This window comes from Streptomyces sp. NPDC048417 (genome assembly GCF_040651615.1).
Classification (GTDB): Bacteria; Actinomycetota; Actinomycetes; order Streptomycetales; family Streptomycetaceae; genus Streptomyces.
This window is the reverse complement of the sequence record NZ_JBEZKI010000024.1, coordinates 99,271-124,942: the sequence shown is the minus strand read 5'-3', so window position 1 is coordinate 124,942 and position 25,672 is coordinate 99,271. Positions and strand designations below refer to the sequence as shown.

General features: G+C 69.2%; 22 protein-coding genes and 2 pseudogenes. 12 read left to right on the top strand and 12 right to left on the bottom strand.

Translation table 11 applies throughout. The features are described from left to right. Window positions 1-110 precede the first annotated feature (110 nt). Genes AB0D59_RS33715 through AB0D59_RS33700 form a run of 4 tightly spaced genes read left to right on the top strand, consistent with a single transcriptional unit; the run spans window position 111 to window position 3,472 of the window. A complete protein-coding gene (locus tag AB0D59_RS33715; protein WP_362573928.1) occupies window positions 111-467 on the top strand; it encodes a hypothetical protein in 357 nt (118 codons plus the stop codon). Between the two features lie 5 nt (window positions 468-472). Further along, complete coding sequence (locus tag AB0D59_RS33710; RefSeq protein ID WP_362573740.1) at window positions 473-1,774, top strand: radical SAM protein; 1,302 nt, start codon at window positions 473-475, stop codon at window positions 1,772-1,774. After that, window positions 1,771-2,679, top strand: coding sequence for a radical SAM protein (locus tag AB0D59_RS33705; protein ID WP_362573737.1), 909 nt, complete (start codon window positions 1,771-1,773; stop codon window positions 2,677-2,679). Before AB0D59_RS33710 ends, AB0D59_RS33705 begins: the two co-directional genes overlap by 4 nt. Window positions 2,680-2,686: 7 nt before the next feature. After that, the gene (locus AB0D59_RS33700) at window positions 2,687-3,472 is read left to right on the top strand and encodes a hypothetical protein (protein WP_362573734.1); all 786 of its coding nucleotides are present in this window, start codon (window positions 2,687-2,689) and stop codon (window positions 3,470-3,472) included. A 50-nt stretch (window positions 3,473-3,522) separates the two neighbouring features. On the opposite strand, the gene aspS is transcribed toward AB0D59_RS33700, so the two are convergent. Then, window positions 3,523-4,845 carry an aspartate--tRNA(Asn) ligase gene (gene aspS / locus AB0D59_RS33695; protein WP_362573731.1) on the bottom strand — a complete coding sequence of 441 codons (1,323 nt, stop codon included), beginning with the start codon at window positions 4,843-4,845 and terminating at the stop codon, window positions 3,523-3,525. A gap of 1,237 nt (window positions 4,846-6,082) precedes the next feature. Between aspS and AB0D59_RS33690 the strand changes: the two genes are divergently transcribed. Beyond that, window positions 6,083-6,517 carry a hypothetical protein gene (locus AB0D59_RS33690; protein WP_362573728.1) on the top strand — a complete coding sequence of 145 codons (435 nt, stop codon included), beginning with the start codon at window positions 6,083-6,085 and terminating at the stop codon, window positions 6,515-6,517. 25 nt (window positions 6,518-6,542) lie between these two features. Here the strand turns inward: AB0D59_RS33690 and AB0D59_RS33685 are convergent, their stop codons facing one another. Further along, the gene (locus AB0D59_RS33685) at window positions 6,543-7,019 is read right to left on the bottom strand and encodes an NUDIX hydrolase (RefSeq protein WP_362573726.1); all 477 of its coding nucleotides are present in this window, start codon (window positions 7,017-7,019) and stop codon (window positions 6,543-6,545) included. Between the two features lie 110 nt (window positions 7,020-7,129). Here AB0D59_RS33685 and AB0D59_RS33680 point away from each other — a divergent pair, with 110 nt between their 5' ends. Together AB0D59_RS33680 and AB0D59_RS33675 are read left to right on the top strand one after the other, a co-directional pair. Beyond that, the gene (locus tag AB0D59_RS33680; RefSeq protein ID WP_362573723.1) at window positions 7,130-8,341 is read left to right on the top strand and encodes a helix-turn-helix transcriptional regulator; all 1,212 of its coding nucleotides are present in this window, start codon (window positions 7,130-7,132) and stop codon (window positions 8,339-8,341) included. A gap of 557 nt (window positions 8,342-8,898) precedes the next feature. Further along, entirely contained in the window at window positions 8,899-9,462 is a 564-nt protein-coding gene (locus AB0D59_RS33675) for a helix-turn-helix transcriptional regulator (protein ID WP_362573720.1), read from the top strand. Window positions 9,463-9,703: 241 nt separating this feature from the next. Here AB0D59_RS33675 and AB0D59_RS33670 read toward each other — a convergent pair. Continuing rightward, window positions 9,704-10,248: pseudogene (locus tag AB0D59_RS33670) on the bottom strand (glutamate--tRNA ligase); the annotation flags it as partial. A gap of 1 nt (window position 10,249) precedes the next feature. Here AB0D59_RS33670 and AB0D59_RS33665 point away from each other — a divergent pair. Next, window positions 10,250-10,779: pseudogene (locus AB0D59_RS33665) on the top strand (transposase); the annotation flags it as partial. Between the two features lie 536 nt (window positions 10,780-11,315). Here the strand turns inward: AB0D59_RS33665 and AB0D59_RS33660 are convergent. Genes AB0D59_RS33660 through AB0D59_RS33645 form a run of 4 tightly spaced genes read right to left on the bottom strand, consistent with a single transcriptional unit; the run spans window position 11,316 to window position 16,074 of the window. Further along, on the bottom strand, window positions 11,316-12,317 hold the full coding sequence (locus AB0D59_RS33660; RefSeq protein WP_362573717.1) for a Gfo/Idh/MocA family oxidoreductase: 1,002 nt from the start codon (window positions 12,315-12,317) through the stop codon (window positions 11,316-11,318). Continuing rightward, window positions 12,310-13,755: an NDP-hexose 2,3-dehydratase family protein gene (locus tag AB0D59_RS33655; protein ID WP_362573925.1), complete on the bottom strand. Its 1,446-nt coding sequence runs from the start codon at window positions 13,753-13,755 to the stop codon at window positions 12,310-12,312. Before AB0D59_RS33655 ends, AB0D59_RS33660 begins: the two co-directional genes overlap by 8 nt. Before the next feature lie 5 nt (window positions 13,756-13,760). Continuing rightward, window positions 13,761-15,074, bottom strand: coding sequence for a lipopolysaccharide biosynthesis protein RfbH (gene rfbH / locus AB0D59_RS33650; protein ID WP_362573714.1), 1,314 nt, complete (start codon window positions 15,072-15,074; stop codon window positions 13,761-13,763). 37 nt (window positions 15,075-15,111) lie between these two features. After that, window positions 15,112-16,074: an NAD(P)-dependent oxidoreductase gene (locus AB0D59_RS33645; RefSeq protein WP_362573711.1), complete on the bottom strand. Its 963-nt coding sequence runs from the start codon at window positions 16,072-16,074 to the stop codon at window positions 15,112-15,114. 152 nt (window positions 16,075-16,226) lie between these two features. Between AB0D59_RS33645 and AB0D59_RS33640 the strand changes: the two genes are divergently transcribed. Next, window positions 16,227-16,844 carry a dTDP-4-dehydrorhamnose 3,5-epimerase family protein gene (locus AB0D59_RS33640; protein WP_362573708.1) on the top strand — a complete coding sequence of 206 codons (618 nt, stop codon included), beginning with the start codon at window positions 16,227-16,229 and terminating at the stop codon, window positions 16,842-16,844. On the opposite strand, the gene AB0D59_RS33635 is transcribed toward AB0D59_RS33640, so the two are convergent. Both AB0D59_RS33635 and rfbB read right to left on the bottom strand, forming a co-directional pair. After that, window positions 16,811-18,478 carry an FAD-dependent oxidoreductase gene (locus AB0D59_RS33635; protein ID WP_362573705.1) on the bottom strand — a complete coding sequence of 556 codons (1,668 nt, stop codon included), beginning with the start codon at window positions 18,476-18,478 and terminating at the stop codon, window positions 16,811-16,813. The two genes, AB0D59_RS33640 and AB0D59_RS33635, sit on opposite strands and share 34 nt — an antisense overlap. Further along, entirely contained in the window at window positions 18,475-19,455 is a 981-nt protein-coding gene (rfbB, locus tag AB0D59_RS33630; RefSeq protein WP_362573702.1) for a dTDP-glucose 4,6-dehydratase, read from the bottom strand. The genes AB0D59_RS33635 and rfbB overlap by 4 nt, the downstream gene beginning before the upstream one ends. A gap of 297 nt (window positions 19,456-19,752) precedes the next feature. Between rfbB and AB0D59_RS33625 the strand changes: the two genes are divergently transcribed. Then, on the top strand, window positions 19,753-20,532 hold the full coding sequence (locus AB0D59_RS33625) for a cyclase family protein (RefSeq protein WP_362573699.1): 780 nt from the start codon (window positions 19,753-19,755) through the stop codon (window positions 20,530-20,532). Continuing rightward, window positions 20,529-21,281, top strand: coding sequence for an alpha/beta fold hydrolase (locus AB0D59_RS33620; protein WP_362573696.1), 753 nt, complete (start codon window positions 20,529-20,531; stop codon window positions 21,279-21,281). Before AB0D59_RS33625 ends, AB0D59_RS33620 begins: the two co-directional genes overlap by 4 nt. On the opposite strand, the gene AB0D59_RS33615 is transcribed toward AB0D59_RS33620, so the two are convergent. Then, window positions 21,238-22,089 carry an ABC transporter permease gene (locus tag AB0D59_RS33615; protein WP_362573693.1) on the bottom strand — a complete coding sequence of 284 codons (852 nt, stop codon included), beginning with the start codon at window positions 22,087-22,089 and terminating at the stop codon, window positions 21,238-21,240. The two genes, AB0D59_RS33620 and AB0D59_RS33615, sit on opposite strands and share 44 nt — an antisense overlap. After that, window positions 22,089-23,090, bottom strand: a complete 1,002-nt coding sequence (locus tag AB0D59_RS33610; RefSeq protein WP_362573690.1) for an ATP-binding cassette domain-containing protein — start codon at window positions 23,088-23,090, stop codon at window positions 22,089-22,091. The genes AB0D59_RS33615 and AB0D59_RS33610 overlap by 1 nt, the downstream gene beginning before the upstream one ends. 180 nt (window positions 23,091-23,270) lie before the next feature. On the opposite strand from AB0D59_RS33610, the gene AB0D59_RS33605 reads away from it, so the two are divergent. Continuing rightward, entirely contained in the window at window positions 23,271-24,374 is a 1,104-nt protein-coding gene (locus AB0D59_RS33605) for a polysaccharide pyruvyl transferase family protein (protein WP_362573687.1), read from the top strand. Window positions 24,375-24,435: 61 nt separating this feature from the next. Here the strand turns inward: AB0D59_RS33605 and AB0D59_RS33600 are convergent, their stop codons facing one another. Beyond that, entirely contained in the window at window positions 24,436-25,656 is a 1,221-nt protein-coding gene (locus AB0D59_RS33600; protein WP_362573683.1) for a nucleotide disphospho-sugar-binding domain-containing protein, read from the bottom strand. Between the last annotated feature and the right edge of the window lie 16 nt (window positions 25,657-25,672).

The following is a 25,672-nucleotide window of genomic DNA, read 5'->3' as shown; positions in this document are numbered from 1 at the left end:
CGAAATGTGCCGTCCGCCCAGCGACGCGGAAGGCTGCTCCCCGCACACCTCTCGTTGTGCACTGGCACCACCGAAGCCAACACAAGCCGAGCACGGGAAAGGAGAGGGTCATGCCAACTCCCCGGCGCACCAAGGGCGATCACCTGATCTACGCCGACGTCGTCGACTCCAAGAGCAAGGCAGGGGTCTGGATGGGCGAGCGCGATGCCTTCCAGGCCAAGCAGGCCGAGATCCTGGAAGCGTTGAAGGACAACACGGACTGGGTGCCCGTCGAGAACGCGATCATGGTGGTCAGCACCGAGCCCGCCGGCATCACGATCATCGCCGCGAACCCCACCCTTCCGGGCGTGATCGTCCTGGCGGACGGCGGCTCCCCGGAAGCCTCGGCACAGCTGCAGGCCTCAGGAGAGGAACTCGTCCGCAAACTGATGGCCGAGCGCGGCATCCTGGCAGAGGAAGCCGCGTAACACCAGTGGCCTCCTCGCAGCTTCTGTGGGGGAAGTACATCCGGTACGACCGGGACGGCGAGGCGGCCCTCCTCGACCCGGTCACGCTGGACAGCGTGTACCTCGACCGCGGGGAGGTCACCGATCTCTCCGCGGTTCCCCCGACCGCAACGCACACAGCTCTCGCCGAGCTCGGCTTCTCGCCGGACGGTCCCGACCGCGACCAGCGCGAAGCACTCCGCAGCCGACTCCAGAGACTGGGACTGGAGCCCTTACCCGTACGGATCAGCGGTCTCCGGATCGTCCTCACCGACGCCTGCAACATGAAGTGCAGCTACTGCTTCGTCGAGACGAACACCGGCAAGCCGGACATGACGGAGCAGGAGCTCGCTGACGGCCTGACCTACCTCTTCGAAACCAACGTCGGCCGGGATGAGGTGGCCATCCAGTGGTTCGGGGGCGAGCCGACGACTCGGTTCGACCTGATGCAGCGCGGGGACGAACTCGCGGATGCACTCGCCGAGCAGCACGACGTGCAGCAGGTACGCCGAACCGTCGTCACCAACGGCGCCCGGATCACCGACGCAATGATCGATCACTTCTCCCGCTATCGCTACGGCGTCGGGATATCCGTCGACGGCCCACCCTCGGTCAACTCCGAGCACCGGAGACTGCTGGGCGGACAGCGAGCCGACGACCGCATCCGGCGCAACGTCGGCCGACTCCTCGATGCCGACGGCATCCACGTGGGCTGCAACCTCACTCCCACGCCCGCGAACATCGGGCGCCTGGCCGAGACCGTCAAATGGATCATCGACGAGCTCGGTCTGAAGTTCATCTACGCCAACACGCCCATTCCCGCCGGCGGGCGCTGGACTGTCGACGGCACAGAACTCGCCGAGGAGCTGTACCAGGCGCGCCTGGTGGCCCTCGGCCGAGGTGGGATGATGTTCTCCGTCCTCGACCGGGCGTTCCAGGCTCTCGACCAGCGCCGCCCCATGCTCTTCGACCACATGCAGAGCGACCGCACGCTCAACGCCGCCTTGCTGCCCGGCAGCCGAGTCAGCCTGTGCGACATCAACTTCACCGAGCCGGCCTTCCTCCACGCCCTTGAGGAGTTACGAGCCGACCCGGCGCTGTTGGGCGGCATCGCCAAGGAGATCGCCCCGATCCCCGAGTGCGGCGAGTGCCCGGCACTCGCGATCTGCGGCGGTCCCTCCCGCAACGAACAGCTCCTGATCGCAGGGGAACGACCGGACCCGCAGATGTGCGCCTTCTACCAGAGCACGGTGGAGATCGCCGTATGGGACAGTACGGGGCTCCAGTGAGCGCAGTTGTCGCCCACCCCGAAGCGCCGACCACGCCACCCCGCGTGCGGTACCGCACCGCACTGGTCAGCACAGCGGGCCATTGCAGGATCGCCTGCGGGTTCTGCTTCCGCGCCGACCGCGCCCACGGGTTCCTAGGTGTCTCCACCTACACCCGGACCCTGTCCCGGTTGAAAGAGATCGGCGTCGAGGGAATCTGCCTCACCGGAGGCGAACCCGCACACCACCCCGAGCTACGCCAACTGGTGCGACTTGGGCACCAGTTCGGCTTGCCGGTGTCCGTGGTCACTTCCGCCCGCGACCCTGAGGACGTGGACCGTCTGGCCAGCCTGGCCCACCTGCTCGTGAACGTCACCGTCTCCGCGGACTCGGCCGGCGCCATGGAACTCGGCCTCACGACCCGGTCCGTCACCTCAGCCATCGAGACCCTGAAGCAGCTCCCCGCACACCGGCAGGTCCTCCACCTCACGTACTGGAAGCTCAGCGACCAGGAGAGTCAGGACATCTACCAACGCGCCGCCGCGGCAGGGGTCGAGATCCAGCTCAGCCCCGTCGCCCTCGATGACGCGGGTCGACGGCGCGCCGGTCCCACCGTCCACAGCTACCTCGACCAGCAGAGAGCCGACACCACCCACCTGGGTCGCTACTTCCACCTGACGCCAAGGTTCCTGGAGTACCTGACGGGGCTTCGGACGATGCTCCTTCATCCCGAGGACCGCCCCGTCTGTTCATCCGCCTCCCTGTACGTGTCCGCAGGTGGCGAGATCCGCCGCTGCCCGTACGGCAGTACAGGAGTGAACGTCCAGGCGCCCCGAGCGGAGATCGCCCAGTTCCTCGATTCCGATCCCCAGGATCGGACCACGCCTGAGTGTGCGGCGGTCTGCCGCGCCGACGAAACCCGGTGAGAGGCCTATGATGACGCTCGTCACCACAGCCGAAGAGTTCACGGGGCGATGGCGCACTCCCCCCAACCTCCGCGTCGGCGGCACTTTGGCCGGCACCGGCTATCCGTTCCCTCCCGCACGTGACGTCCTCGACGTCATCCGGCGGGACGAAGAGGTACGGTTCACGATCCTTGGTGACGAGGACTGGTCCGTGCGTATGGACCGTACGGCGGCCTTCCGCACCGCCCCGATCGAAGAAGTGGTCACGTGGAGCTTCCGCCTCGTCCACTTCGACCTCAGCCGCTTCTACGACGGCCTCCTGAGCGGGTTCCAACAGCACGTCATGGTCCCGTGGCGGACCCGGATGTCCAGCTGGGGTTTCACCTGGCAGCGGTGCGCACCGATCCTCTTCGTCTCCACGGCCGGGGTGTCCTCGACGTACCACAACGACAACTCGCACGGACTCGTGTGGCAGATCGAGGGCACCAAGACGTTCCACAGCTACCACGACCCCGACAAACACCTCAGCGCCGAATCCGCCGTGGTGAGTGAGACGACCGGAGAGGAACCACCCGAACACGATCCGACCGATCGCCAGTCCGTGCGGATGGACCCAGGCGACCGGCTGTGGAGCCACGCGCTCACCCCGCACTGGGTCACCACCGAATCCCCGGTGGCCATGAGCGTCACTCTGGCGCACGGAGGCCTGTGCCATCAGGGCCGCTTCTCGGAGCGGGAGCTGGCGCTCCGCGCGTACTGGGACAGGCATCCCGAAGAGGCGTGGAAACTGGACCTGCGCAACGTCCGCTACTGACAGCAGGAACCGGGTCCGCCCCTTAGAGGGGCGGACCCGGTTCCCTGTCTCTACGGAGTCAGCCGGTTCGGCCCCCGGAAGAGGAACGTGGCTTCCCGAAGCGAGTCGAGGCCGAGCAGCACCATCAGCACGCGGCCGAGCCCCATGCCCAGACCGCCGTGGGGCGGGCAACCGTAGCGGAAGCAGTTCAGGTAGTCCTGCATGGGCCCGGTGCTCATGCCCTTCTCCGCGGCCTGCTTGAGCAGCACGTCGTAGCGGTGCTCACGCTGAGCGCCGGTCGTAACCTCCAGCCCCTTCCAGAGCAGGTCGAAGCTGAGTGTCAGGCCCGGGTTGTCCGCCGGCCTCATGTGGTAGAAGGGCCGGATGCTCGTCGGATAGCGGGTGATGAACACCCACTCGTGCCCGGTCTGCTCCTTGACGTAGGAGGCGATACCTCGCTCGCCTTCCGGGTCCAGGTCCTCCTTCACTCCCTCCGGGTCCCAGCCCTTCGCCCGCAGGATCTTCTGCGCTTCGGCCATGGTGACGCGCGGGAACGGCGTCTGCGGCACCACGACCTCGACGCCGAAGGTCTCCCTGATCGCGTCGCCGTGCAAGTCGGCGACCTTGGCGATGCCGTGCGTGAGCATCTGCTCCTCGAACGTCATCACGTCCTCGACGCCGTTGATCCAGGCAAGCTCGACGTCCACTCCCGTGAACTCGGTCGCATGCCGGGACGTGAACGACGGCTCGGCACGGAACACGGGCCCGATCTCGAAGACCCTGTCGATGCCGGCCGCGATGGCCATCTGCTTGAAGAACTGTGGCGACTGTGCCAGATAGGCGGAGCGGTCGAAGTAGCCGAGTTCGAACACCTCGGCTCCGGACTCGGACGCCGTGCCCATCAGCTTCGGCGTGTGCATCTCGGTGCACCCCTGCGTGTAGGCGTACTCGCGCATTCCCTGCTCGAACGTGGTCTGCACGGCGAACAACAGCTGCGCCTGAGGCCGGCGCCGTACGTCCAGGAACCGCCAGTCGAGGCGGTGCTCCAGCCCTGTGTGCTCGTCGATGGGCAGCGGCGTCTCAGCCCGGTTCAGGATCTCGACCGACTCGGGAACGACCTCAAGGCCGCCGAGCTTCACGATCGGGTTCTCGACCACGCGGCCGGTGATCCGGACGGCGGACTCCGTGGTCAGTCCCTCCAGTGCTGCCTCGACCTCGTCGCTTTCACCCGAGCGTTTGTGAGTGACCTGCACCATGCCGGTGTGGTCACGGACGACAACGAACTGCATCTTGCTCTGCAGGCGGAGCGTGTTCACCCAGCCCGACACGGATACGGTCTGCCCGACGTGTTCTCGCAGGTCACAGACCAGTACGCGGCTAGTCGTGTGGATCATCGCAGCCCTCCCAGGGGCGTCGTCATGATCCCTTGGGGGCGCGGACGAGAAGGGTACTCGCGGTGCCACCGCGCCTTTACCGCCACTCGGGGAGAGCGGCGGCCTCATTCATGCCCGATGACGGGGGGCGGCCGACGGGGCATTGGGTCGTAAGACCGTTCCTCCCCGCACTCAGGAGTGTCTTCGCATCGGGGCGCGAGATTGCCTTCCCAGCTACCGGCAATTCTCTCGGCTCACGTGATCCCGAAGCTACTCGTCTCCATCAACGCGTTGCCAACGAGCATAGCGGGAACGCCAGGGATGCGGCGGCAAGATCACGCCAGAGTTGGTACGGGGCCCCTGAGACGCCTCTCGGCACTCCTGTCTCCGACGAACAGGTGCAGGCACGAGCGCGTGCGCCATCGCGATGGCAGATGCCGACGCCGGGCCTGGTTGCGGTCGCGCCGGCCGCCGCCCTGCCCCCTGGGGGCGGGCGTCCATCGTGTGGCCCCACGGCTGCCGGAGGTCCGTACCTCATCGAGACGGGAGGCCGGAAGAGGCCACGAAGACTTGGACCCCATCAAGACGGGATGGATATATCACCGGTGTGATTTGAGTACGCCGCCGATCAGGTTCTACGCTCCGACGCAATTTCAACGCAGATCTCGCACTCGTTCGTTTGGCCGCTCAGCGCGATCAAACGGTACGCAAGGGCATTCGGTGGCCTTTTCGCCGAACTCGGCCGGGCTCCTCACGGAAGGGCATCCTGACGATGGATGAAACGTCACGCGCCGGAGCCCCCATTGAGATCCTCTCGACCCTCAACGTGCCGCCTGGCAGAAGCACGAAGTACGTCTTCGGAACGTCCGACAGGTCCACCTTCGAGGCCGTGCGGCTCTGGGAAGGCGACCGGGAAGCCTACTCGGTGTGTATGTCCGCCCAGGCAGGATGCAGGTACGGCTGTACGCATTGCGCTACCACTTTCGCTCGTACACCCTTCGTGCGGAATCTGCGGCCAGAGGAGATCACCGCGGCGGTGCAAGCGGTGGCGGAACCCGTTCGAACCCCCCAAGGCCCCCTCGTCTGGGTCGACTTCGCCGGAGTCGGGGATGTCGCCGGGAACTGGACCCATGTCACCTCAGCGGCGAGAACGATTGCGGACCGGGACTTGGCGAAGCAGGTGAAGGTAACCAGCATTGCCCCACAGGGATGGGTTCGAAGGCTCCTGCGGGCAAACGCCTGGTTGCCGGACCGCTTCATGTTCTCCCTGCACGGCGCCACCACGGCTCAGCGCCGCGCGATCATCCCCCGCGCGGACGATCCCGCGACCGTCCTACCACTGTGGGCCGCCGTCGCCGAGCAACGCCCGGTGGTAGTGAACTACGTCCTCTGCGAGCACAACACGCGGCCGGCGGACGAGGCCGCGCTGACACAACTGCTCGCTCCGTACGCCGGCCGATTCGTCCTGCTGCGGCTCTCCAGCATCAACCCCGTGCACGGCAGTCCCCTACGCCCGAGCGCCAGGGAAGCGGACTTCATCGCCGCGCTGTCCCGCGATCTGGAGGGCTGGGTCGTATCGCATCACCTGTCCGCCGGGCGCGAGGCGGCCGCCGCCTGCGGGCAGCTGCGTTCGGAGATACTGGACCTCGCTCCGCGAATCAGCCGTACGGGACAAGCCGACACCATGGGCTGAGTCGATCCCAGCCGCCGCACGAGAACTACGGCCTCGGCTGCTCCCCGTGTTCGAGGTACACGGGACCGCCGTTGGCTCGCGAGGCAATCGCGGCCTTCACCCTGCGTGACAGCCTCGGGACCAGGAGCTCGTCGAGTTGCTCGGATGGAAAGAACTCGGCGGTGAGAAGCTCGTCGGGAGCGACCTTGATGGAAGCGAAGTCCTCTCGGGTGAGTTCCCCGCCGTCGAAGACGTACAAAACCTTGTCGCCCTCGGCGTCACTCGGAGCCCAGTCGACGGCGAGGAGAATGCCGATCGGCGGAGTGATTCCGAGCTCTTCCCCTACTTCCCGTCGGCAGGCGGCCAAGGGCGACTCCGCATGCTCGACATAACCGCCGGGGATCTCCCACATCGGCTTGTAGGAAGGCTGGACGAGGAGGACGTGTTCGTCGGCGTTGAAGAACAGCGCACCGGCCGCCATACGGGGCCGCGCCATGCGCTGTTCCTGCTCATTGAGGGCCATGGGCCTCAGCCTACGGTCCGGGTCCGCTGCGACCTCGCGCGGCTACGCGTCTGGCGCGGGCGGAGATTGCGTGTGGATACTCCTGGCAGCGGCGGGACGGGAGCGAGCCCATGCGAGGCATGACCGATCATCTACCCTTCGGCAAGCGTGTGCGGTTCTACCGGCAGCGCCGCGGGCTGAGCCAGCGGCAGCTCGGTCAGCTCCTGGGGCGTTCCGAGGACTGGATGTACCGGATTGAGTCCGGGCGTATCCCGGTCAACAACGTGAAGATGCTGGCGGACCTGGCCCAGGCACTGCGTGTGCACCTGGAGGACCTTCAGGGCGCGCCCAGGTTGCTGGAAGACCGTGAACGCGACACAGGCAGCGTGCCGGCGATCCGGGCGGCGCTGATGCAGTCGCGCCACCTGGCGGGCTCGCTCTACGACGACCGTGAGTCGGTTCGCCTGGAACGCCTGCGCCTGGAGGTCAACGAGGCCTGGGAGCTCTACCAGAACGGGCGGTTCGCGAAGCTGGCGGAGCGAGTGCCCGGACTCCTCGCAGATGCCCGTTTGGCGACGCGGGAGCGGTCGTCCGGTCGTGAGAGATCCGAGTCGCTACGGCTGTTCGCGTTGACGTGTCACGTGGCGGCGGTACTCCTGCGGAAGTTGGGGGAGACCAATCTCGCGTGGACCGCAGTGGACCAAGGCGACATGGCGGCGGTGGAGTCGGGAGATCCATCCATCGTGCTCGCTCTCCGACGGGGCATCGCGCACGTGCAGCTCGGAGCCGGAATGCCGGCGGAGGCGGTGAACGTCACGCTCGACGCGGCCGACGGCCTCGAACGCGGGTGGTGGTCATCCGCCCCGTCCGCACTCTCCCTGTACGGGACCCTCTTCCTCAACGGCGCGGTCGCCGCGGCAAGGATGAGAAACCGGGCGCTGGCCGATCACATGATGGGCAAGGCGCACGAGGCAGCGCAGCGGCTCGGCAGCGACCGCAACGAGCTGTGGACCTCCTTCGGCCCCACCAACGTCGAGATCCATCGATTGGCGCTCGCCCTTGAGTTCGAGGATGTCCAGCTGGCCGTGGACATGGCCCCACACATCCGGACCACCGGGCTTCCTGTGGAACGGCGGGCCCGGGCCCGGCTCGACGTGGCCCGCGCGTATGCCGAAGCCGGACGCATCGACGATGCCGTCGAGGAACTGAAGCGCGCCTTCCGTATCGCGCCCGAGCAGCTGCGGGCCCACGAGTTCGCTCGCGAGTTGGCGCGCCGGCTGCACAAGCTCTCGCGTCGCCGGGACGTTCAGGATCTTGCCTTGAGTCTTGGGGCCATCAAGTAGCGGCCCAGTTCAGCCACACCGAGGGACCCGGAATATTTCTCCGGGTCCACTCCCGCGTGGACGCTTACGGTCTTCACCACCGAGCGTCGCCTGAACGGGAGGCAACAGGGTGTCTGTCCGCCGACTGGACGACAGAACTGGATCCGACGGCATCGACGACGCGGTGGTGCTGCGCTGGAGTGGCCACCCGCGGTGCGGCGGCTTGGCCCGCAACGAACTACGCCGTGCGCTACATGCGTGGGGTCTGTCCCACATGGAGGACACGGCCGTACTCGTGCTTTCGGAGATCTTCAGCGACGTCGTACGTCACGTTCGAGTACCACCGGGCAGAGAGATCGAGTCCCGGTATATACACACCAGCGACGGCCTCCGGCTGGAAGTTCACGACGATGCTGACGGCTCATACCAACCGGCTTCTGAAAGGCCCGCTCTGCAGGACGAGTTCGGATCGCAGCTCCTGCAGACATTGACCCAACGCTGTGGCGTGGCCCGACAAGCCGGAAACCGCTGGGTCGTTTGGGCGGAGTTGGCCCCTGACTTCCGGAGGGGGCCCTGCGATGACCGCTGACCGACGGACTCACCAGCTGTTCGCCCTGTCCGAGGAGATACAGGTCCTGCCCGCCTCCGCCAGCGAAAGAAGCGAAGACCGTGAAGCCGACGTCTGGGAGGGGATCGACTTACGCAACCACAACTCGTACACGGGACGCAGCGGACGCTCCGTCCGGCGCTGCCGCCGCTGCCAGTGCATTCTCAGCCGCTACAACGAAGACTCCTACTGCGGTAGTTGTGCCCGCAACGCACTGAGCAAGCCCCGAGTCGTACCAACTGTGCCAGCCGAGGTGTGGAATCGCGCCGACATTCAGGCGGCACTCTTCGCGCGGGATTTCGGCCAGTTATGTCATCTCGTACGCATCGCGAGCGGATTGCGCCAGAGCGACATGGCCGACCTCACGGGATTGAGCCAGGCATTCCTGTCCATGCTGGAGTCCGGCGGAAGACGGCTGACCAACATCGACAAGATCGTCGAACTGCTGGCAGGACTCAACATCCCGGCCGACCTCGCTGGCCCCACGCTCCTGCCAACGACCGAGTCAGCCGAAGAAGCCTACCACGCCAGCTAGTCCGGGAGATTTTCAAAAACTGAAGGTCTCCAGGAGTACCTGGAGAGGGTGCCCTGATCCCCCGGCATGGGGATCTCGTTGAAAGACCCCTGTCAGCCGCCCTCCTGCCGGGCACGGACCCCGGCAGCCAGAAGAGTCCAAGCCGGTGTAACAGAACCTGATCCGCTTCGACATGACATGCTTCCGTGACGCCTGGTCCCGTCTCCTAGGGTGAGGCAACGGGACCGTGATCACGAACTGATCAGCCGGTGAGCTTGGCCAGCGCCCCGTCGATCCGCGCGAGGGTGCGGTGCTTGCCGAGGACTTCCAGGGACTCGAAGAGAGGCAGACCGACCGTGCGGCCCGTGACCGCGACGCGCACGGGTGCCTGGGCCTTGCCCAACTTCAGGCCGTGCTCCTCGCCGGCGGCCAGGACCGCCTCCTTGAGGGACTCGGGGCTGGTCCAGTCGGCCGTCTCCAGCTTGGCGCGGGCCGTGCTCAGGAGAGCCAACGCGTCGCCCTTCATCGCCTTGCCCAGGACGCCTCGTCCTCCACCGGCTCCTTCAGGAACAGGAAGTCGACGTTGGCCGTGATGTCCGACAGGACAGCCACACGGGTCTGGGCGTAGGGGGCAATCGCTTCCCACGCGGCCTGGTCGAAGTCCTCGGGTGCCCAGGTGGCGTACGGGGCGCGCAACCACAACTCGCAGGCCTCAACGAACTTCTCCAGTGGCAGGGCGCGGATGTACTCGCCGTTGAACGCGGTCAGCTTCTTGATGTCGAAGAAGGCCCGCGAGGCGTTGACGTCCTCCCTGCTGATCCTGGACACCCAGAGTGTCCGGGCGGCCACCGGGGTCCCCGCGGCCACGACGGGCAAAGACGCCGCGAAACGGGTACCGGGTCGCAAGCGGGGACTGGCCGTGGACGCCCTCGGCCTGGTCATCGCCATCACCGTGCTGATCGCGAGCGTCCACGACAACGCCGCCGGCATCACTCTGCTCGACTAGGTCGCCGTCGCGGCCGGCGGTTCCGTCAGCAAAACCCTGGTCGACCAGGGTTTCAAAAACCAGGTCATCACGCACGGGCCGCCCTCGGTATAGACGTCGAGATCGTCCAGCGGAACCCTGAGGAGCAGGGATTCGTTCCGCAGCCCAAACGGTGGCGGGTGGAGCAGACATTCGGGATCTTGATACTGCACCGGCGGCTGGTCCGCGACTACGAACACCGCCCGATCTCCTCCGCCTCACGCGTCTACTGGGCCATGACCCACGAGATAGCCCGCCGGCTCACCGACACGAACACGCCCACCTGGCGCGATCCGCGGGTGGCCGGCGCGTGAACCTGAACCCTCTCCTCCAGGCACTCGACCTTCAGGAAGACGCAGCCCGGGCCCTGGCCGACGATCTCCGCACCCAGATCGACACCCTGCAGACCCAACTCCGTGAGGCCGAACCACGTCTGGAACACCTCGCTCCTGCAGGAGGCACTGGCCACGCCGCCCCAAGGAGATCGCGCCGTCGACCTACTGGCCGTGGCCGACCTGATCGCCCTCGCCGAACTGATTCTGTACAGCGGGATCACAGCCGTCGCCGGAGCCCGCGGACTGCACGGCCTGGAACTCCAGGTACACGCAACCGGCGTCTTTCCCATCGCCCAGCCCGACGCCGAGGACCCGACCGCCACCGCCACACACCTCGGACTGGACCAGAAAGCGTGGACTCGCGCGCGCCACCACCACTGGTTGGCCCAGAGTCGACGGAGCACCCTTGCTGATCTGCCGGCCCCGCCCAGCAATCCCTTCCGGGTTCGTCGTACCCCGTTCGGCGTGAATGTTTATGGACGCGACCCACTCTGCAGGGCGGGCTCCCTGAACTGTCACCGCACACCGTCCGCAGTGACATCCCCTGCCCGGAAGCGAATCTCGTCCAGCAGCCGCGCCTGGAGGACAGTCGCCTCGGCGACGTCGGCGCGGACACCGTCGGCGCGAACCGCCTGGACGAATACCTCCACCGTAGCCGCCACCTGGTCATCCGGCTCCAGCACGATCTCCCTCGCCCCGGTATCGGCGACAATCCGCAAGCGTGGCACATGATCGGGGCCCGGAGTGAAGGCCGGTTCGACAAAGATGCGGCCCCGGCTTCCCCAGTACTCGTAGCAGGATCGGTAGAAGTGCTCCATGCCCCAGGTGAGCTGGACCGGGACGCCGTCCAGGACCCGTCGCAGGAGCGCGCCGCCCGCCGTGTCCACCAATCGCTCGGGGCATGTCCGTGTCATGGCGCCCACCACCTCCAGCTCGGGCCCCACCAAGTGCATCGCCGCCCGGACCGGGTAGTAGCCGACGTCCAACAACGCGCCGCCCCCGAGTTCGGGCCGGTGGCGGATGTCCGTCTCGGGAGTTGGCGGGATGGCGAACGCGGCGGAGAACGCACGCAGTTCCCCGATCACGCCCTCACCCAGCAGCCGAGCCGCCGCGGCGTGCTGGCTGTGCTGAAGGAACAGGACGTTCTCCATCAGCGCCAGGCCCCGGTCTCGTGCGAGACGCACCAACTCGACCGCCTTGGCCGGGTCGTCGGTCAGCGGCTTCTCGGCGAGGACGTGTTTGTCGGACAGCAACGCCCGTTCGGTCCAGTGGGCGTGCAGGGCTATGGGCAGCGGGACGTAGACGGCGTCGACGCCGTTGTCCGGGCGCAGCACGTCCTCGTAGCGGGAGAAGGGTGTGCCGCCGTATCGGGCCGTGAGCTCGGCGGCCCTGTCGGGCGTGCGGCTGGCGATCGCGACCACTTCGGTGGCGGGGTGTGCCGCGAAGGCCGGCAGCATGCGACGGCGGGCGATGGAGGCGGCCCCCAGGACGCCGATGCGCACGGGCGTGTCAGGCATCGGTGACCCATCCCCGCGCGTTCAGGCAGGCCACCAGTGTGCGGGCCTGCACGTTGAGGTAGTTGCCGTGGCGGAGCAACGAAGCAAGCTGACTGAGTGTCATCCAGCGATGGTCCGTGGGAGGGGTGGTGGGGAGGGCGGACTCGTCGACCTCTACGACCAGGTAGCGGATCTCCGCGTCGAGGAAGCGGCCGCCCTCCTCGGAGTGGACGGCGTCGTACCGGATGCTCCCGGCGGGAGCGGTGAGTACCAGGTCGAGAAAGGGGTCGTGTTGCGAGCCCGAGCCCCGGTGGTTGTCCGGCGCACACTGGACGGTGGGCCCCAACTCCACCGTGTCGGCGAAACCGCCCTCGGGCTTGGCGTGCATCAGAACATGCAGCACGCCCCCGACGGAGCGGGCCAGGAAGGCCGCCACACCTCGGCTGCGCGGCCGGATCAGGGGCTGGCTCCAGCCGCGTACCTCACGGTTGCTCGCCTCCACGCCGACCGCCACGACGTCGAAGAAGCGTCCCTCGTCATGGCTGATCTCCGTCTCGGAGCGGGTCCAGCCGGGCAGGCCGTCGAGCGGGACGAGTTCGGCGCGCATCGCACGGCGGGCGCGCTGGTCGGTGAACCACGACAGGAGTTCGACGTCGGTGTGCAGCGCGGCGGAGTGCGGATCACGCGACCGTTCCAAGGCCGTGCCGAAGGCGTCCGCCGCCTGCTCCGGGCTGCGCCCGTGCGGGGGCAGACAGGCGAGAACCGTACGGGTGTCCATGTTCACGAGGTTGTCCTCGTACAGCAGCCGGTACAGCTGGCCGAGGGTCAGCCAGCGGAAGCCTTCCGCGGGTTCGATGTCGTCGGCCGTCTCGACGATCACATTGCGGTTGCTCTTGCGGAAGAACCATGAGCCGTGCTCCGACTGCAGCACATCGACCAGGACCCGCACCGGGCGCTCCCCGGTGAAGTACTCGACATAGGGGACGGCCGATCCCGCGTGGGCCCGTGTGTAGTTGCTGCGGGTGGCCTGCACCGTCGGGGACAGCTGGAAGAGGTTGGGGTTGCCGGGCTCCATCTTGGACTGCATCATGAAGTGCAGAACGCCGTCGAACTCCTTGGCCAGGATGCCGAGGATGCCCACCTCGGGCTGCCGGATGATGGGCTGGCTCCACGCACGGTAGGGCCCCTCGTCGGCGGTCGCCCGCAGGCCCTCGACGCTGAAGAACCGGCCCGTGTGGTGCACCAGGTTTCCGGTGTCCGGCGTGAAGTGCCAGCCGTCCAGGTCGGCGAACGGTATCTGCTCGACCCGGAAGCGGCCGATGCTGGCGCTCTCGGCGAGCCAGCCGGCGATGTCCTCGGTGCGCGTCCACTCGCCCGAGGGCAGAGCGGCGGAGCGGGCGAAGCGCACACCGGGGTCGGTGTCCTCGCGGGACCGTAGCACCTGCGGCCCGGTGTCCATGGCTGTCATGCCCGGCCGCCCTTCGCCGTGACGAACTCCCGGACAGAGTCGGCCATGTAGTCGATCATTTCGTCGTCCAGTCCCGGATAGACGCCGACCCAGAAACTCTGCTCGGTGATGATGTCGCTGTTGACCAGGTCGCCGACGACCCGGTGCGGTGTGCCGTGGTAGGCCGGATGGCGGGTCAGGTTTCCGGCGAACAGCCGTCTGGTGCCGATGCGCCGGTCCTCCAGGAAGGTCACCAGTTCCGCACGGCTGAACGGCGCCCCGGGATCGACCGTGATCACGAAGCCGAACCAGCTCGGTTCGCTGCGCTCGGTCGCCTCGGGCAGGATCAGCCAGGGGAGGTCGTCCAGCGCGGCGCGCAGACGCTGCCAGTTGGCTCGCCTGGCGGCGATGAAGGAGTCCAGCTTGGTCAGTTGGGTCAGGCCGAGGGCGGCTTGGAGGTCGGTGGCCTTTAGGTTGTAACCGACGTGCGAGAAGATGTACTTGTGGTCGTAGCCGGCCGGCAGCGTGCCCATCTGGTAGTCGAAGCGTTTCAGGCACTTGTTGCTCTCGCCCGGCTCGCACCAGCAGTCCCGGCCCCAGTCGCGCATCGACTCCACGATCCGGGCGAGCCCCAGGTCGGAGGTGAGGACGCAGCCGCCCTCGCCCATGGTCAGATGGTGCGCCGGGTAGAAACTGACGGTGGTCAGATCGCCGAAGGTTCCGGTCAGCCGCCCGTCGTAGGTGGAGCCCACCGCGTCGCAGTTGTCCTCGATGAGGAACAGGTCGTGCTGCTCGCACAGGGCGGCGATCTCGGTGACCTCGAAGGGGTTGCCGAGCGCGTGCGCGATGATCACGGCACGGGTCCGCGGCCCGATCGCCGCTTCGACCCGGGCGGCGGTGGTGTTGTACGTCTTCAGGTCGACGTCGACGAAGACCGGCACCAGCCCGTTCTGCAGAATGGGGTTGACGGTGGTGGGGAATCCCGCGGCCACCGTGATCACCTCGTCGCCGGGACGCAGCCGCACGTCTTTCAGCAGGGGCGACAGCAGCGCGGAGAGCGCCAGCAGGTTGGCCGATGAGCCCGAGTTGGTCAGATGCGCCTTGCGCCGGCCCAGCCGCCGCGCGAACGCCGACTCGAACCGGCGTGAGCTGGTGCCGGCCGCGATCCGAAGGTCGAGGGCCGCCTCGACCAGCGCCACCCGGTCGTCCTCGTCCAGTACCGCGCCGGACGGCCAGATCTCGGTGACACCAGGCACGAACCCGGAGTCGTCCTGCTGGTCCTGGTGGTACTTTCTGACCTCCTCCAGGACCAGCGTCTTGTGTTCGTTCATCTGCAACCTCTTCCTTGGTCGGGGCGTCGTCGATGTGTCAGGGGGGAGTCACCAGAAGGTCCCGCAGCGACTGTTCGAGCGGGCGGCGCGGCTGCCAGCGCAGAAGCCGGCGGGCCAGACCGATGTCGACCTTGTGCCATTCGGTGTCTGCGCGGCTGACCAGCTCCTCGTCTTCTTCGATCACCGACGCGTCGAGTCCGCTCAGCTCGATGAGCCGGGCGACGACCGCGCGGACACCGGACGCCTCGCCGCGTCCGATGTTCAGCAGCCGCTCGCGAGGCGGCACCGGCCCGAAGCCGGCGCGGGCCGCCGCGACGACCGCGTCCGCCACATCGCGTACGTCGATGAAGTCCCGCCGCGCGCGGAGAGGGGAGAGCCGCAGCGGCGGGACGGGCGGTTCGCCGGGCGCCCTGCGGGCTACCAGCGCGAGATGCGCCGCGATCATGCCGAGCAGGCTGCCGCGCGGTGCGCGCGGCCCGCAGACATTGGCGACCCGCAGCACGACGCCGTCCAGCCAGCCCTCCTCGGTCGCGCGCAGCACGGCCTCGGTGGCGAGCAGTTTGGAGCGCCCGTAGGCGTTGACCGGGGTGGGCGGGCAGTCCTCGCGCAGCGCGACACCGGCGACGCCCGGACCGTACTCCTGGACGGAGCCGAGATGGACCAGCCGCGGCCGGCGCTCCAGTGAGCACAGGACCTCCAGCAGTCGCCGCGGCAGCACGACGTTGCTGTGGCGGAGTTCGTCCTCGTTGACGTGCCAGACTGCGCCCGCCGCGTTGACCACCACGTCGGCGGCCCGGGACCGCAGAAGATCGGCCAGCTGCCCGTAAGGGGCGCGGCCGACGTCGAGGCGGACGAAGGGGACCGCCGCCGATCCGTCCGTGCTCGAACGGACGATGCCGAGGACGTCCGCGTCCGCGGCCGTGAACGCCTCGCAGACATGACCGCCCAGAAACCCGCCAGCGCCCAGAACGACAACCGAGGGCCGTTCGTACCGCGACACTCTCCGCACCTCCAGTGCGCCCATGGCCGGATCTCTGGCTCAGGTGTGAACGTGCAGGCATCGTGGTCGAGCCAGCTTGAGAACGGGTGGACCGACGGCGAAAGGCGGGGCGCTACCGGCATTCGAGCGGGCACCCCTACAGTCCGACGGCCATGGGGATAGAAGAGATGGCCGTGCTCGACGCCTACCGTCTGACGCCACGGCTGATCCGCGACGAACGTGGCAGCTTCCACGAGTCGTACAAGTACTCGGAACTCGCCGACAGCACCGGCCACGTCTTCCGGCCTCGCCAGGTCAACTACTCGGTGTCGGCGCGCAACACGCTGCGCGGGATCCACGGTGTGGCCCTGCCGCCCGGGCAGGCCAAGTTCGTCAGCTGCGTCCGTGGCCGGGTGCTGGACATCGTGGTGGACCTGAGGCTGGGATCACCCACGTTCGGGGCGTACGACACCACCGTCCTGGACGCCAGGGACGGCACGGCGGTGTACGTCGCGGAGGGACTGGTGCACGGGTTCGTGGCGCTCGCCGATGACACCTGCATCAGCTACCTGTGCTCGACGGAGTTCGTGCCCGGCACCCAGTTCGAGATCGCCCCCTTCGATCCCGGACTGGACCTCCCCTGGCAGACGGGTCTGACCGGCCGGCCGCTGCTGTCCCGCAAGGACGCCGAGGCGCCCACGGTCGCGCAGGCCGCGGACCGGGGCGTCCTCGCACGTTATGACGAGTGCCTTGCCTACTACGAACGGCTGCGCAAGGAGGAGCGCCGGTAGCCGTGCCCGGGTGCGCGGAGTCCGACGGCCCGCAGGGCTGCCGGGGCGCCGTCCGCGACCCGGGGACCGCGAGCCGCGACGTACCCGTCGGGCCGGACCAGGATCCAGCCGCCGGGCGCCGTACCGAGCCCGGCGGACAGCCGTGCGCCCGGATCCCGCAGCGGATCGGGCCAGTCGCCCGGGGCATCGGCATCGGGTACGACGGTGCGCACCCTCAGCGCTCCCCGGTGGTCGTCCGCCAGTGAGCGCAGCGATTCCCCCGTCTCGCCCTCGGCGCTCTCGCCCGCCGCGGTGAACACCAGCAGGGTCCACTCGGTGCCCCGCAGTTCGGCGGTCAGCTCTCGCCAGCCGGCGGATTCGGCAAGCATTCCCTCGGTGACCTTGGCCAGCCGGTCGCCGGCTTGGAGACCATCATGGGCGGTGAGGGCCAAGGGACCGTCGGCGTAGGACAGATCGAGGGCCGACATGCCGCCCATGATCTTTCGCTGGATCTTCGACTTCAGCGGCGGCACGGAACGGACGATGGTGAACAGCCCACGCAGGGCGGCGGCCGCCCAGCGGTTGTTCAGCTGGATGAGGACCGTAGCCATCCGCGTCGACTTCAGCAGGGCGGCGCCCACCGGCACCCGCTCCGCGCTGTAGGAGTCCAGCAGGGCCTCGTCGGCGTGACCGCGGATGACGTCGGCGAGCTTCCAGCCGAGGTTGACCGCGTCCTGGACACCGGTGTTCATGCCCTGGCCGGAGGCCGGGCTGTGCACATGCGCGGCGTCTCCGGCCACGAAACAGCGGCCGGCCCGCATGGCCGGGATCATCCGCTGCTGGATCGTGAACACCGACACCCATGTCGGGGGGTGGACCCGCACCTGACGGCCGCTGCCCGCCTCGATCTTGCGGGCGAACCGGGCGGCCAGCTCCCGCTCGTCGGAGTAGTTCGCCTCGGCCGTGTCCAGCAGGCGCCATTTGTCCGTGTCGGGGAAGGGCACCAGCATCACGGTGCCGGCCGGGGTACGCATCCAGTGGATGCTGTCGCGTGGCAGATCGCACTCGACGAACGCGTCGGCGATCAGCCAGGTCTCGCTGCTGTCGCCGACCAGGGGCAGACCGAGCTGTTTGCGCACGGTGCTGTGGCCGCCGTCGCAGCCCACCAGCCAGCCTGGTGTCACGGTCTCGGCGCGGCCGTCCGCGTGCCGCAGCTCCGCCTCCACCAGGTCGCCGCGGTCGCTGAACTCCTCCAGGCGCACGCCCCATTCGACCTCGACGCCATGCCCGGCGAGGGCCGTGCGCAGCACCTTCTCGGTGATCGCCTGGTCGACCATCAAGGTGAAGGGGAAGCGGGTGGGCAGCCGGCTGTAGTCGGTGTCGAAGCGGATCAGCCGGCGTCCGCCCTGATGCAGGGTGAAGTGCTCGACGCATCGGCCTTGCGGCAACAGGTCGTCCAGGACGCCGAGCTGGTCGTACACCTCCAAGGTCCGCGCATGGGTGGCCAGCGCCCTGCTCGTGGTGGCCGGGCCGCGCGCGGCGTCGACGATCCGCACCCGGACACCGCGCCGCGCCAGTTCGTGCGCGGCGGCGAGCCCCACGGGTCCGGCTCCGACGACGAGTACGTCGAGCTCCGCCGTCGAGTCCTCGCTCATCGGTGCCCCTCCGGCTCCGTGTACGGCTTCCACCAGTCGGGGTGGTCCTGGTACCAGGTGACGGTTCGCGCCAGCCCCTCCTCGAAAGAGATCCGGGGCACGAAGCCCAGCTCTTCGCGGATCTTGGTGTCGTCCAGGGCGTAGCGCAGGTCGTGGCCCTTGCGGTCGGCGACCTGCTCGACACTGGACCAGTCGGCGCCCAGGAGAGCGAGCACACGCTCGGTGATCTCCCGGTTGGTCCGCGCGTCGCCGCCACCGATGTTGTACGTCTCGCCGGGCCGTCCCGCGGTCAACACCAGCTGCAGGGCGCGGCAGTGGTCGTCCACATGCAGCCATTCGCGCACATTGGCGCCGTCCCCGTACAACGGGAGGCGGCGCCCTTGCAGAAGCAGGGTGACAAACCGCGGAATCAGCTTCTCCGGATGCTGGTGGGGGCCGTAGTTGTTGCTGCACCGGGTGATCGACACCGCCAGGCCGTGGGTGCGCCAGTAGGTGCGGGCCATCAGGTCGGAGGCCGCTTTGGACCCCGCGTAGGGCGAGTTGGGGGCCAGCGGCCACTCCTCCGTCCACGCGCCTTCGGTGATCGAGCCGTACACCTCGTCCGTCGAGACATGCACCACGCGCTCGACTCCGGCCCGCAGGCAGGCGTCCAGCAGGGTCTGGGTCCCCACGACGTTGGTGCGCACGAACTCGGCGGCGGAGAGCACCGACCGGTCCACATGGGACTCGGCCGCGAAGTGAAGCACCGCGTCATGTCCCGGCAGCACCTGTGCCAGCAGGTCGGCGTCGCAGACGTCGCCCCGGACGAAGGTCAGCCGAGGATGCGCGGCCGGCAGGTTGGCGCGGTTGCCGGCGTAAGTGAGGTTGTCGACGACGGTGACCCGAGCCTGCTCGTATCCGGCGTAGCCGCCGTCCAGCAGGGTGCGCACATAGTGGGAGCCGATGAACCCGGCTGCGCCTGTGACCAGGACTTTCATGCCGACCTTCCTTCCACGCCTGCATTCGGTACGGCCGCCTTCGCGAGCGGCCGCGGCCGGGTGCTGTCTCTCATCGCTCCCCCTCCGCCTCGGGCTGCGGCACGACCCGGCCGTTCCGGGCCGCGATTGCCGCCGTGACCGTGCGCGACGACGGTCGAATCTCTCTCGCACACCGCTCTCGGCGGCCTCGATCCGCACCGGGCCCAGGTGGTTCGATCCCCTCTCGAGCGCGTGCTGTCACAGTGCTGCCCCCGTCGGAGGACCGGCGGCACCCATCGAACCGTCAAGGGGAAGCACGTGCGGATCATCGACCTGTCGTCGCCGGTGGACGCCACCGGCTGGGAACCCGACCCGATCGTCCACCGGATCATGACGCCCGCCGAGGGCGCGGTGCACATGAGCGAGGAGATGAAACTCCACTTCGGTCTGGAGTTCGACCCGGCTGAACTGCCGGGCGGGGAGCTGCTGTCGCTGGACACGCTCACCCTGACCAGTCATACCGGAACGCATGTGGACGCGCCGTCGCACTACGGCTCGGTCGGCACGTACGGCACGCCGCGCACCATCGACCAGATGCCGCTGGACTGGTTCCTGCGGCCGGCCGTGGTCCTGGACGTGACGGACGTGGGCATCGGCACCATCGGCGCCGACCGCGTCCGTGCGGAGCTGGAAAGGACCGGACATGACACGCAGCCGCTCGATATCGTGCTGCTGCACACGGGCGCCTCCCGGTTCACCGGCACCCAGCGCTATTTCACCGACTTCGCGGGCGTCGACGGTCCGGCCACCGAGTACCTGCTCGATCTGGGTGTGCGGGTGATCGGCACGGACGCCTTCAGCCTGGACGCGCCCTTCGGCCACATGATCCGCGAGTACCAGGAGACCGGGGACCGCTCCGTGCTGTGGCCCGCGCACTTCGCCGGCCGGCGGCGCGAGTACTGCCAGATCGAGCGGCTGGCAGAGCTGGACCGGCTGCCCCCGACGGGTTTCCGGGTGGCTTGCTTCCCGGTCCGCATCAAGGGGGCGGGCGCGGGCTGGACCAGAGCCGTCGCCCTGCTGGACGAGGAGACGGTGTGACCCGGCGTCCGCGTCTGCTCTGCTTCCCGCACGCCGGCGCCTCCGGTTCCGTCTTCGCCGGCTGGCCTGCCGCGCTCGGCGACCATACCGAGGTGGTCCCCGTCGCCCTGCCCGGGCGCGGGGCCAGGGAGGCCCGGACCCGGATCAGCGGCCTCGGGCCGCTGCTCGCGCATCTCATGGAGCTCACGGAGCCGCTGCGCACGGGCCCGTACGTGCTCTACGGGCACAGTCTGGGCGGGCTGATCGCCCACGCCCTCGCCGCGGAGCTGCGGCGGCTCGGGCTGCCGCGCCCCGGCCTCGTCATGGTCGGGGCGGCAGTGCCGCCGCATCTCACCGCCCCGCTGCGGGGCTGTGCCGAGCTGCCGGACGCCGACCTGCTGGACCTGCTGGTTGCGTACGGCACCATGCCGGAGCGGGCGCTGCGGTGGCCGCAGCGGGTGCTGCCGGCGCTCCGCGACGACCTGCGGCTCGCGGAGGCGCTGGCCGCCGCGAGCGTCGGCGCGGTGGTCGATGCCCCACTGCTCGCCGTCGCCGGGAGCGGGGACGCCGTCGCGCCGCCCGCGGTGATGGCCGAGTGGGCCCGCTGCGCCGGCTCCTCCTTCCGGCTGGCCCGGGTGCCAGGCGGACATCTCTTCGCCGACCGGCCCCCAGTGCTGCGGCTGGTACGTGCGGCGCTCGCCGCGGCCGGGGCGCGACCGGGCCGCCTCAGCGTCCGGCCCGCTGGTGCCGCAGTACCGACAGAGGCATGAAGACCGCGATCAGCAGGAGCGACCAGCCCAGGGTAGCCGTCACCGGGTGTCGCAGCGGCCAGGTGTCGGCCGCTGCCGCTGTGGCACCCGGGTTGTGCCACAGCTCGCGGCAGGCGGCGACGGCGGCGCTCACGGGGTTCCAGTCGGCGATCGTCTGGAGCCAGGCCGGCATCCCCGCCGTGGGCACGAAGGTGTTCGAGATCATGGACACCGGGAAGACGAGGATCAGAATGTGGTCGGCGGTCTCCTCGTCTGTGACGATGAGTCCCAGGAAGGCGCCGACCCAGGTCAGCGCGTATCGGAAGAGGGCGAGCAGCCCGAACCCGGCCAGTGCCGACCCGACGGAGCCGTGGGCGCGCCAGCCGACCACCAGTCCGCACAGCGCCATGACGAGCAGTTCCAGCAGCCCGACGATGAGGTCGGCGCCGGCCTGTCCGAAGGGGACAGTGGCCCGGGACATCGGCATCGAACGGAACCGGTCCATGATGCCGCGCTTGGAATCGCGGGCGATGGCCGAGGTGGTCGCCATGACGCCGCCCATCGACATCATCACGAAGAGCCCCGGCATCAGGAACTCGCGGTAGTTGCCCCCGCCGGGAACCGCGATGGCGCTGCCGAACACGTACCCGAACAGCACGATGAAGACGACGGGCACGACCAGCGTGGCGATCAGCGCGCCGGGTGCGTGGCGCAGATGGGTGAGATTGCGCCGCACGATGGTCAGGCCGTCCAGCAGCATCCAGCGCAGCCCGCCCGAGCGGAAGGGCGTGACGCCGGACGGCGTCGTCTCGTCGGTGGCGATGGTCATCAGGCCGCCCTCCCGGCGGGCTCGGTGTCGGTCGGATCGGTCAGGGCGGCGGTGTCGGTCGTCGGTTTTCCGGTCAGCTTCAGGAAGACCTCGTCGAGGGTCGGCTTGCGCAGCGAGACATCCTCGGTCTCGACACCTGCCGCGTCGAGGGCGCGCACCACGTGGGGCAGGGTGACGGCCCCGGCCGAGGCGACGCTGACCTGGCGCAGTTCGCGGTCGATGGCGGGCAGGCTGCCGGTGAGCCTGGCCAGCACCTCGGCCGCGGTGGTGATCCCCGCCTCCGTCACCACGACGTCGACCCGGGTGCCGATGGCCGCCTTGAGCTCGTCGGGGGTGCCGGTCGCGATGACCCGCCCGGTGTTCACCACGGCGATCGAGTGCGCCAGCCGGTCGGCCTCGTCGAGGTACTGGGTGGTGAGCAGGACCGTTGTGCCGTTGTCGACGAGTGCGCGCACGGCGTCCCAGATCTCGCCCCGGCTGCGGGGGTCGAGGCCGGTGGTCGGCTCGTCGAGGAACAGTACGGGCGGGGCGACGATGAGGCTCGCGATCAGGTGCAGCCGGCGCAGCATGCCGCCGGAGTAGGTCTTGGCCAGGCGGTCGGCGGCATCCATCAGACCGAACCGCTCCAGGAGTTCGTCCGCCCGGCGCCGGGCGGCCCGCTCACCGATGTGGTAGAGGCGGCCGAACATCCGGAGGTTCTCACGGCCTGTCAGCTTCTCGTCGACGGCGGGGTGCTGGCCGGCGAGTCCGATGTGGAAGCGCACCTCGGCCGTCTGCCGAGTCACGTCGTACCCGGCGACGCGGGCGGTTCCCGCGTCCGGATCGGTGAGCGTGGTCAGTACCCGTACGGCGGTGGTCTTTCCAGCTCCGTTGGGGCCGAGCAGTCCGCAGACGGTGCCGGCCGGCACGGAGAGATCGAGTCCACGCAGGGCGTGGGTCGCGCCGTACTGCTTGCGCAGTCCTTCAGCGAACACCATGGGATCGCTGGATTTCTCGGGCATGCGCCCTCCTGTCGCTGGTCGCGTCACGCATCTCGGAACGTTGTACGCAGAGAGACAGTAGGCAACTCGGAACGCCGTACGCAACTGTCTTGGGTGAGCGCCTCCCCGTCTCGAGTCCGCCTCCACCACGGCCCCGAAGGATGACCGCACCACCCGCGCAGTACCTACGGAGGGAACGCCATGGCCCGCACCGTCCACTACCTCGTCTCCGCGGCGGGCATCCCGAACTACGGGGACGACGCCATCACCGCGGGCTGGCTGCGATATCTCGCCGCCTCGGCGCCCGACGACGACGTGGTGCTGGACTGTGTGGGGCCCGAGCGGGCCGCGAAGGATCTCGGCGGGCTGCACTCGCGGGCCCGGTTCACCGACGCACTGTGGCGGCTGTCGCGCGCGCCCGGCGCACCTGGGCCTGGTGAGGCGGTCGACCGGGTCGAGCGGGCTGTGGACGCCGTCCGGCCCCGGTCCGGCGCGTCGCACGAGGAACTGCGGCCCCTCCTCGCGGCCGACACGGTGCATGTACTGGGCGGCGGCTACCTCAACGGGCTGTGCCCGCCCCACCTCGGGCTGCTGGCCGGCGTGGGGGCGGCCGTCCGCCGCTCGGGCGGCCGGGCCTCGCTGACCGGCATCGGGCTCGCGCCCGCGTTCCTCGACGGGGGGAGCGCCCTGCGCCGTGCTGTCGCCCCGTTCCAGGTGGTCGACGTGCGCGACGAGGTCTCGGCGCGCATCCTCGGCCGCGCGGACGTGACCTGCACCGGCGACGACCTTTTCCTCGACCTCGGCTACCACACCTACCGCGGCGGACGGCTGCCTGAGGTCATGCTGTGCGCGCAGAGCCCGGCGCTGCTGGACCTCATGCAGAAGACCGTCGAGGAGTGGGGCGTGCCCGAGAGCTCGCTCGGCCTGGTCGAGTGCGACCCCGGGGACGATCACGAGGTCTTCGCCGAGGCGCAGCGGCGCTGGCCCGCCGCCCTGGCGTATCCGGCAGCCTCGCTCACGGCGCACGGCATGCCCGCCGCGACGGGACAGACCTGGATCACCTCGCGCTTCCACCCGCATCTGGTGGCTGCGGCCGCGGGTGCCTCCGGAGTGGCCGTCGAGCACGGCCCCGCCGACTACTACGCGGTCAAGCACCGGTCGCTGGTCGCTCACGGGTCGGCCTGGCTGGTCACCGACGACCGCACCGTCCCGCCCCGCCCCGGCGCGGGAGGCTTCTCCGCCCGGACCGTCGCGGAGCGCCGCGCCGCGAAGCAGCGGCTGGCCCACCGGATCCACGGCGCCTGAGACGACGTTCCGGGCGGGTCCGCAAGAAGGCGGGCCCGCCGAGAACGTCGGCCCGCGCGCGTCAAAGACGTTCGAGCTCCCGCACCACGGCCGCCGGGGCGGGAAGCGAGGCGATCTCGGCGGCGAGGTCCGCGGCAGCGGGGCGCAGACCCGGAGCGGACAGGACGTCCTCCAGCGCGTCCGCCAGAGCGCCGGGGCGGTTCGCGAGCGCGTCGGCGTCGACCGAGCGGGCCACCCCGCGGGCCGCCAGCCCGGCCGCACACTCCAGGAACACCGGATGGCCCGGCGGCAGCACCAGCTGGACGGCGCCGCGGGCACAGGCCGTCATCGCGGTCCCGACCCCGCCGTGGTGGACGACCACGTCCTGGGGCGCCAGCACGGCATTCAGGGGGATCCAGTCGACGCACCGGATCCGGGGCGGCAGTCCGCGCAGAGCGTCGCGCAGTTCGCCTGGCACCGAGACCACCGACTCGGCTCCGGAGCGGGCGGCCAGCGCCTCGGCCACCTCCCGGTACCGGTCCGCCAGATCTCCCGGGCGGATGAAGTCCGCGCCGCGCTGTGCCGCTTCGGTGCCGAACATGCCGAAGGCCACGTACACCCGTCCGCCGCGGGATGGTCGCCGGGCCCAGTCGGGCAGCAGATCGGAGCCGTTGCAGGAGACGAAACGCATGGGCAGGGCCGGGTCGGCGGCCGGGAGCTGGAGGCTGGGCGGACACGGGTCGAGGACCAAATCGGCCGTCCGGGGGCCGTCGTCCAGACCGTGTTCGGCGCACAGCGGTGCCAGAACCGTCCCCGCCCGCTGCACCGCCTCCGAGGTCAAGGAGTCCGGGCTGCCCCACCGGTGGAGCACCAGCGGCACCTTCAGCACCCCGGCCACCACCGCGCCGGCGAACTCGATGGGGTCGCACAGCAGCAGATCGGGCCGCCAGCGGCGCCCCGCCTCCAGGTATCCGTCCAGCACCCGGCGCACCCGTTGCTCCCACGGATGACGCTCCGCCTGCCGTTCCCGGGCCGTCGACGCCTGCCGCTGTTCCTCGGTCAGCCCCGCCGACAGGCGGGTGAAGGCCGGCACCGGGGCCGCGGGACGCTCCGCGGGAGGCGGGAGCCGGTCGAGCGGGAGCTCCGGTACGGCGAGGCCGCACAGTCCGACCTGTCGTGCTGCCTCGGCCACCTGCAGCCGCCCGGCGACCACCACCTCGTGGCCCGCCGAACGCAGCGCCCAGGCCGTCGCGGCCATGCGCACCAGATGGCTGGGGGCGAGGGCGACCAGCATGACCCGCATCAGCGTCTCCTCCGTG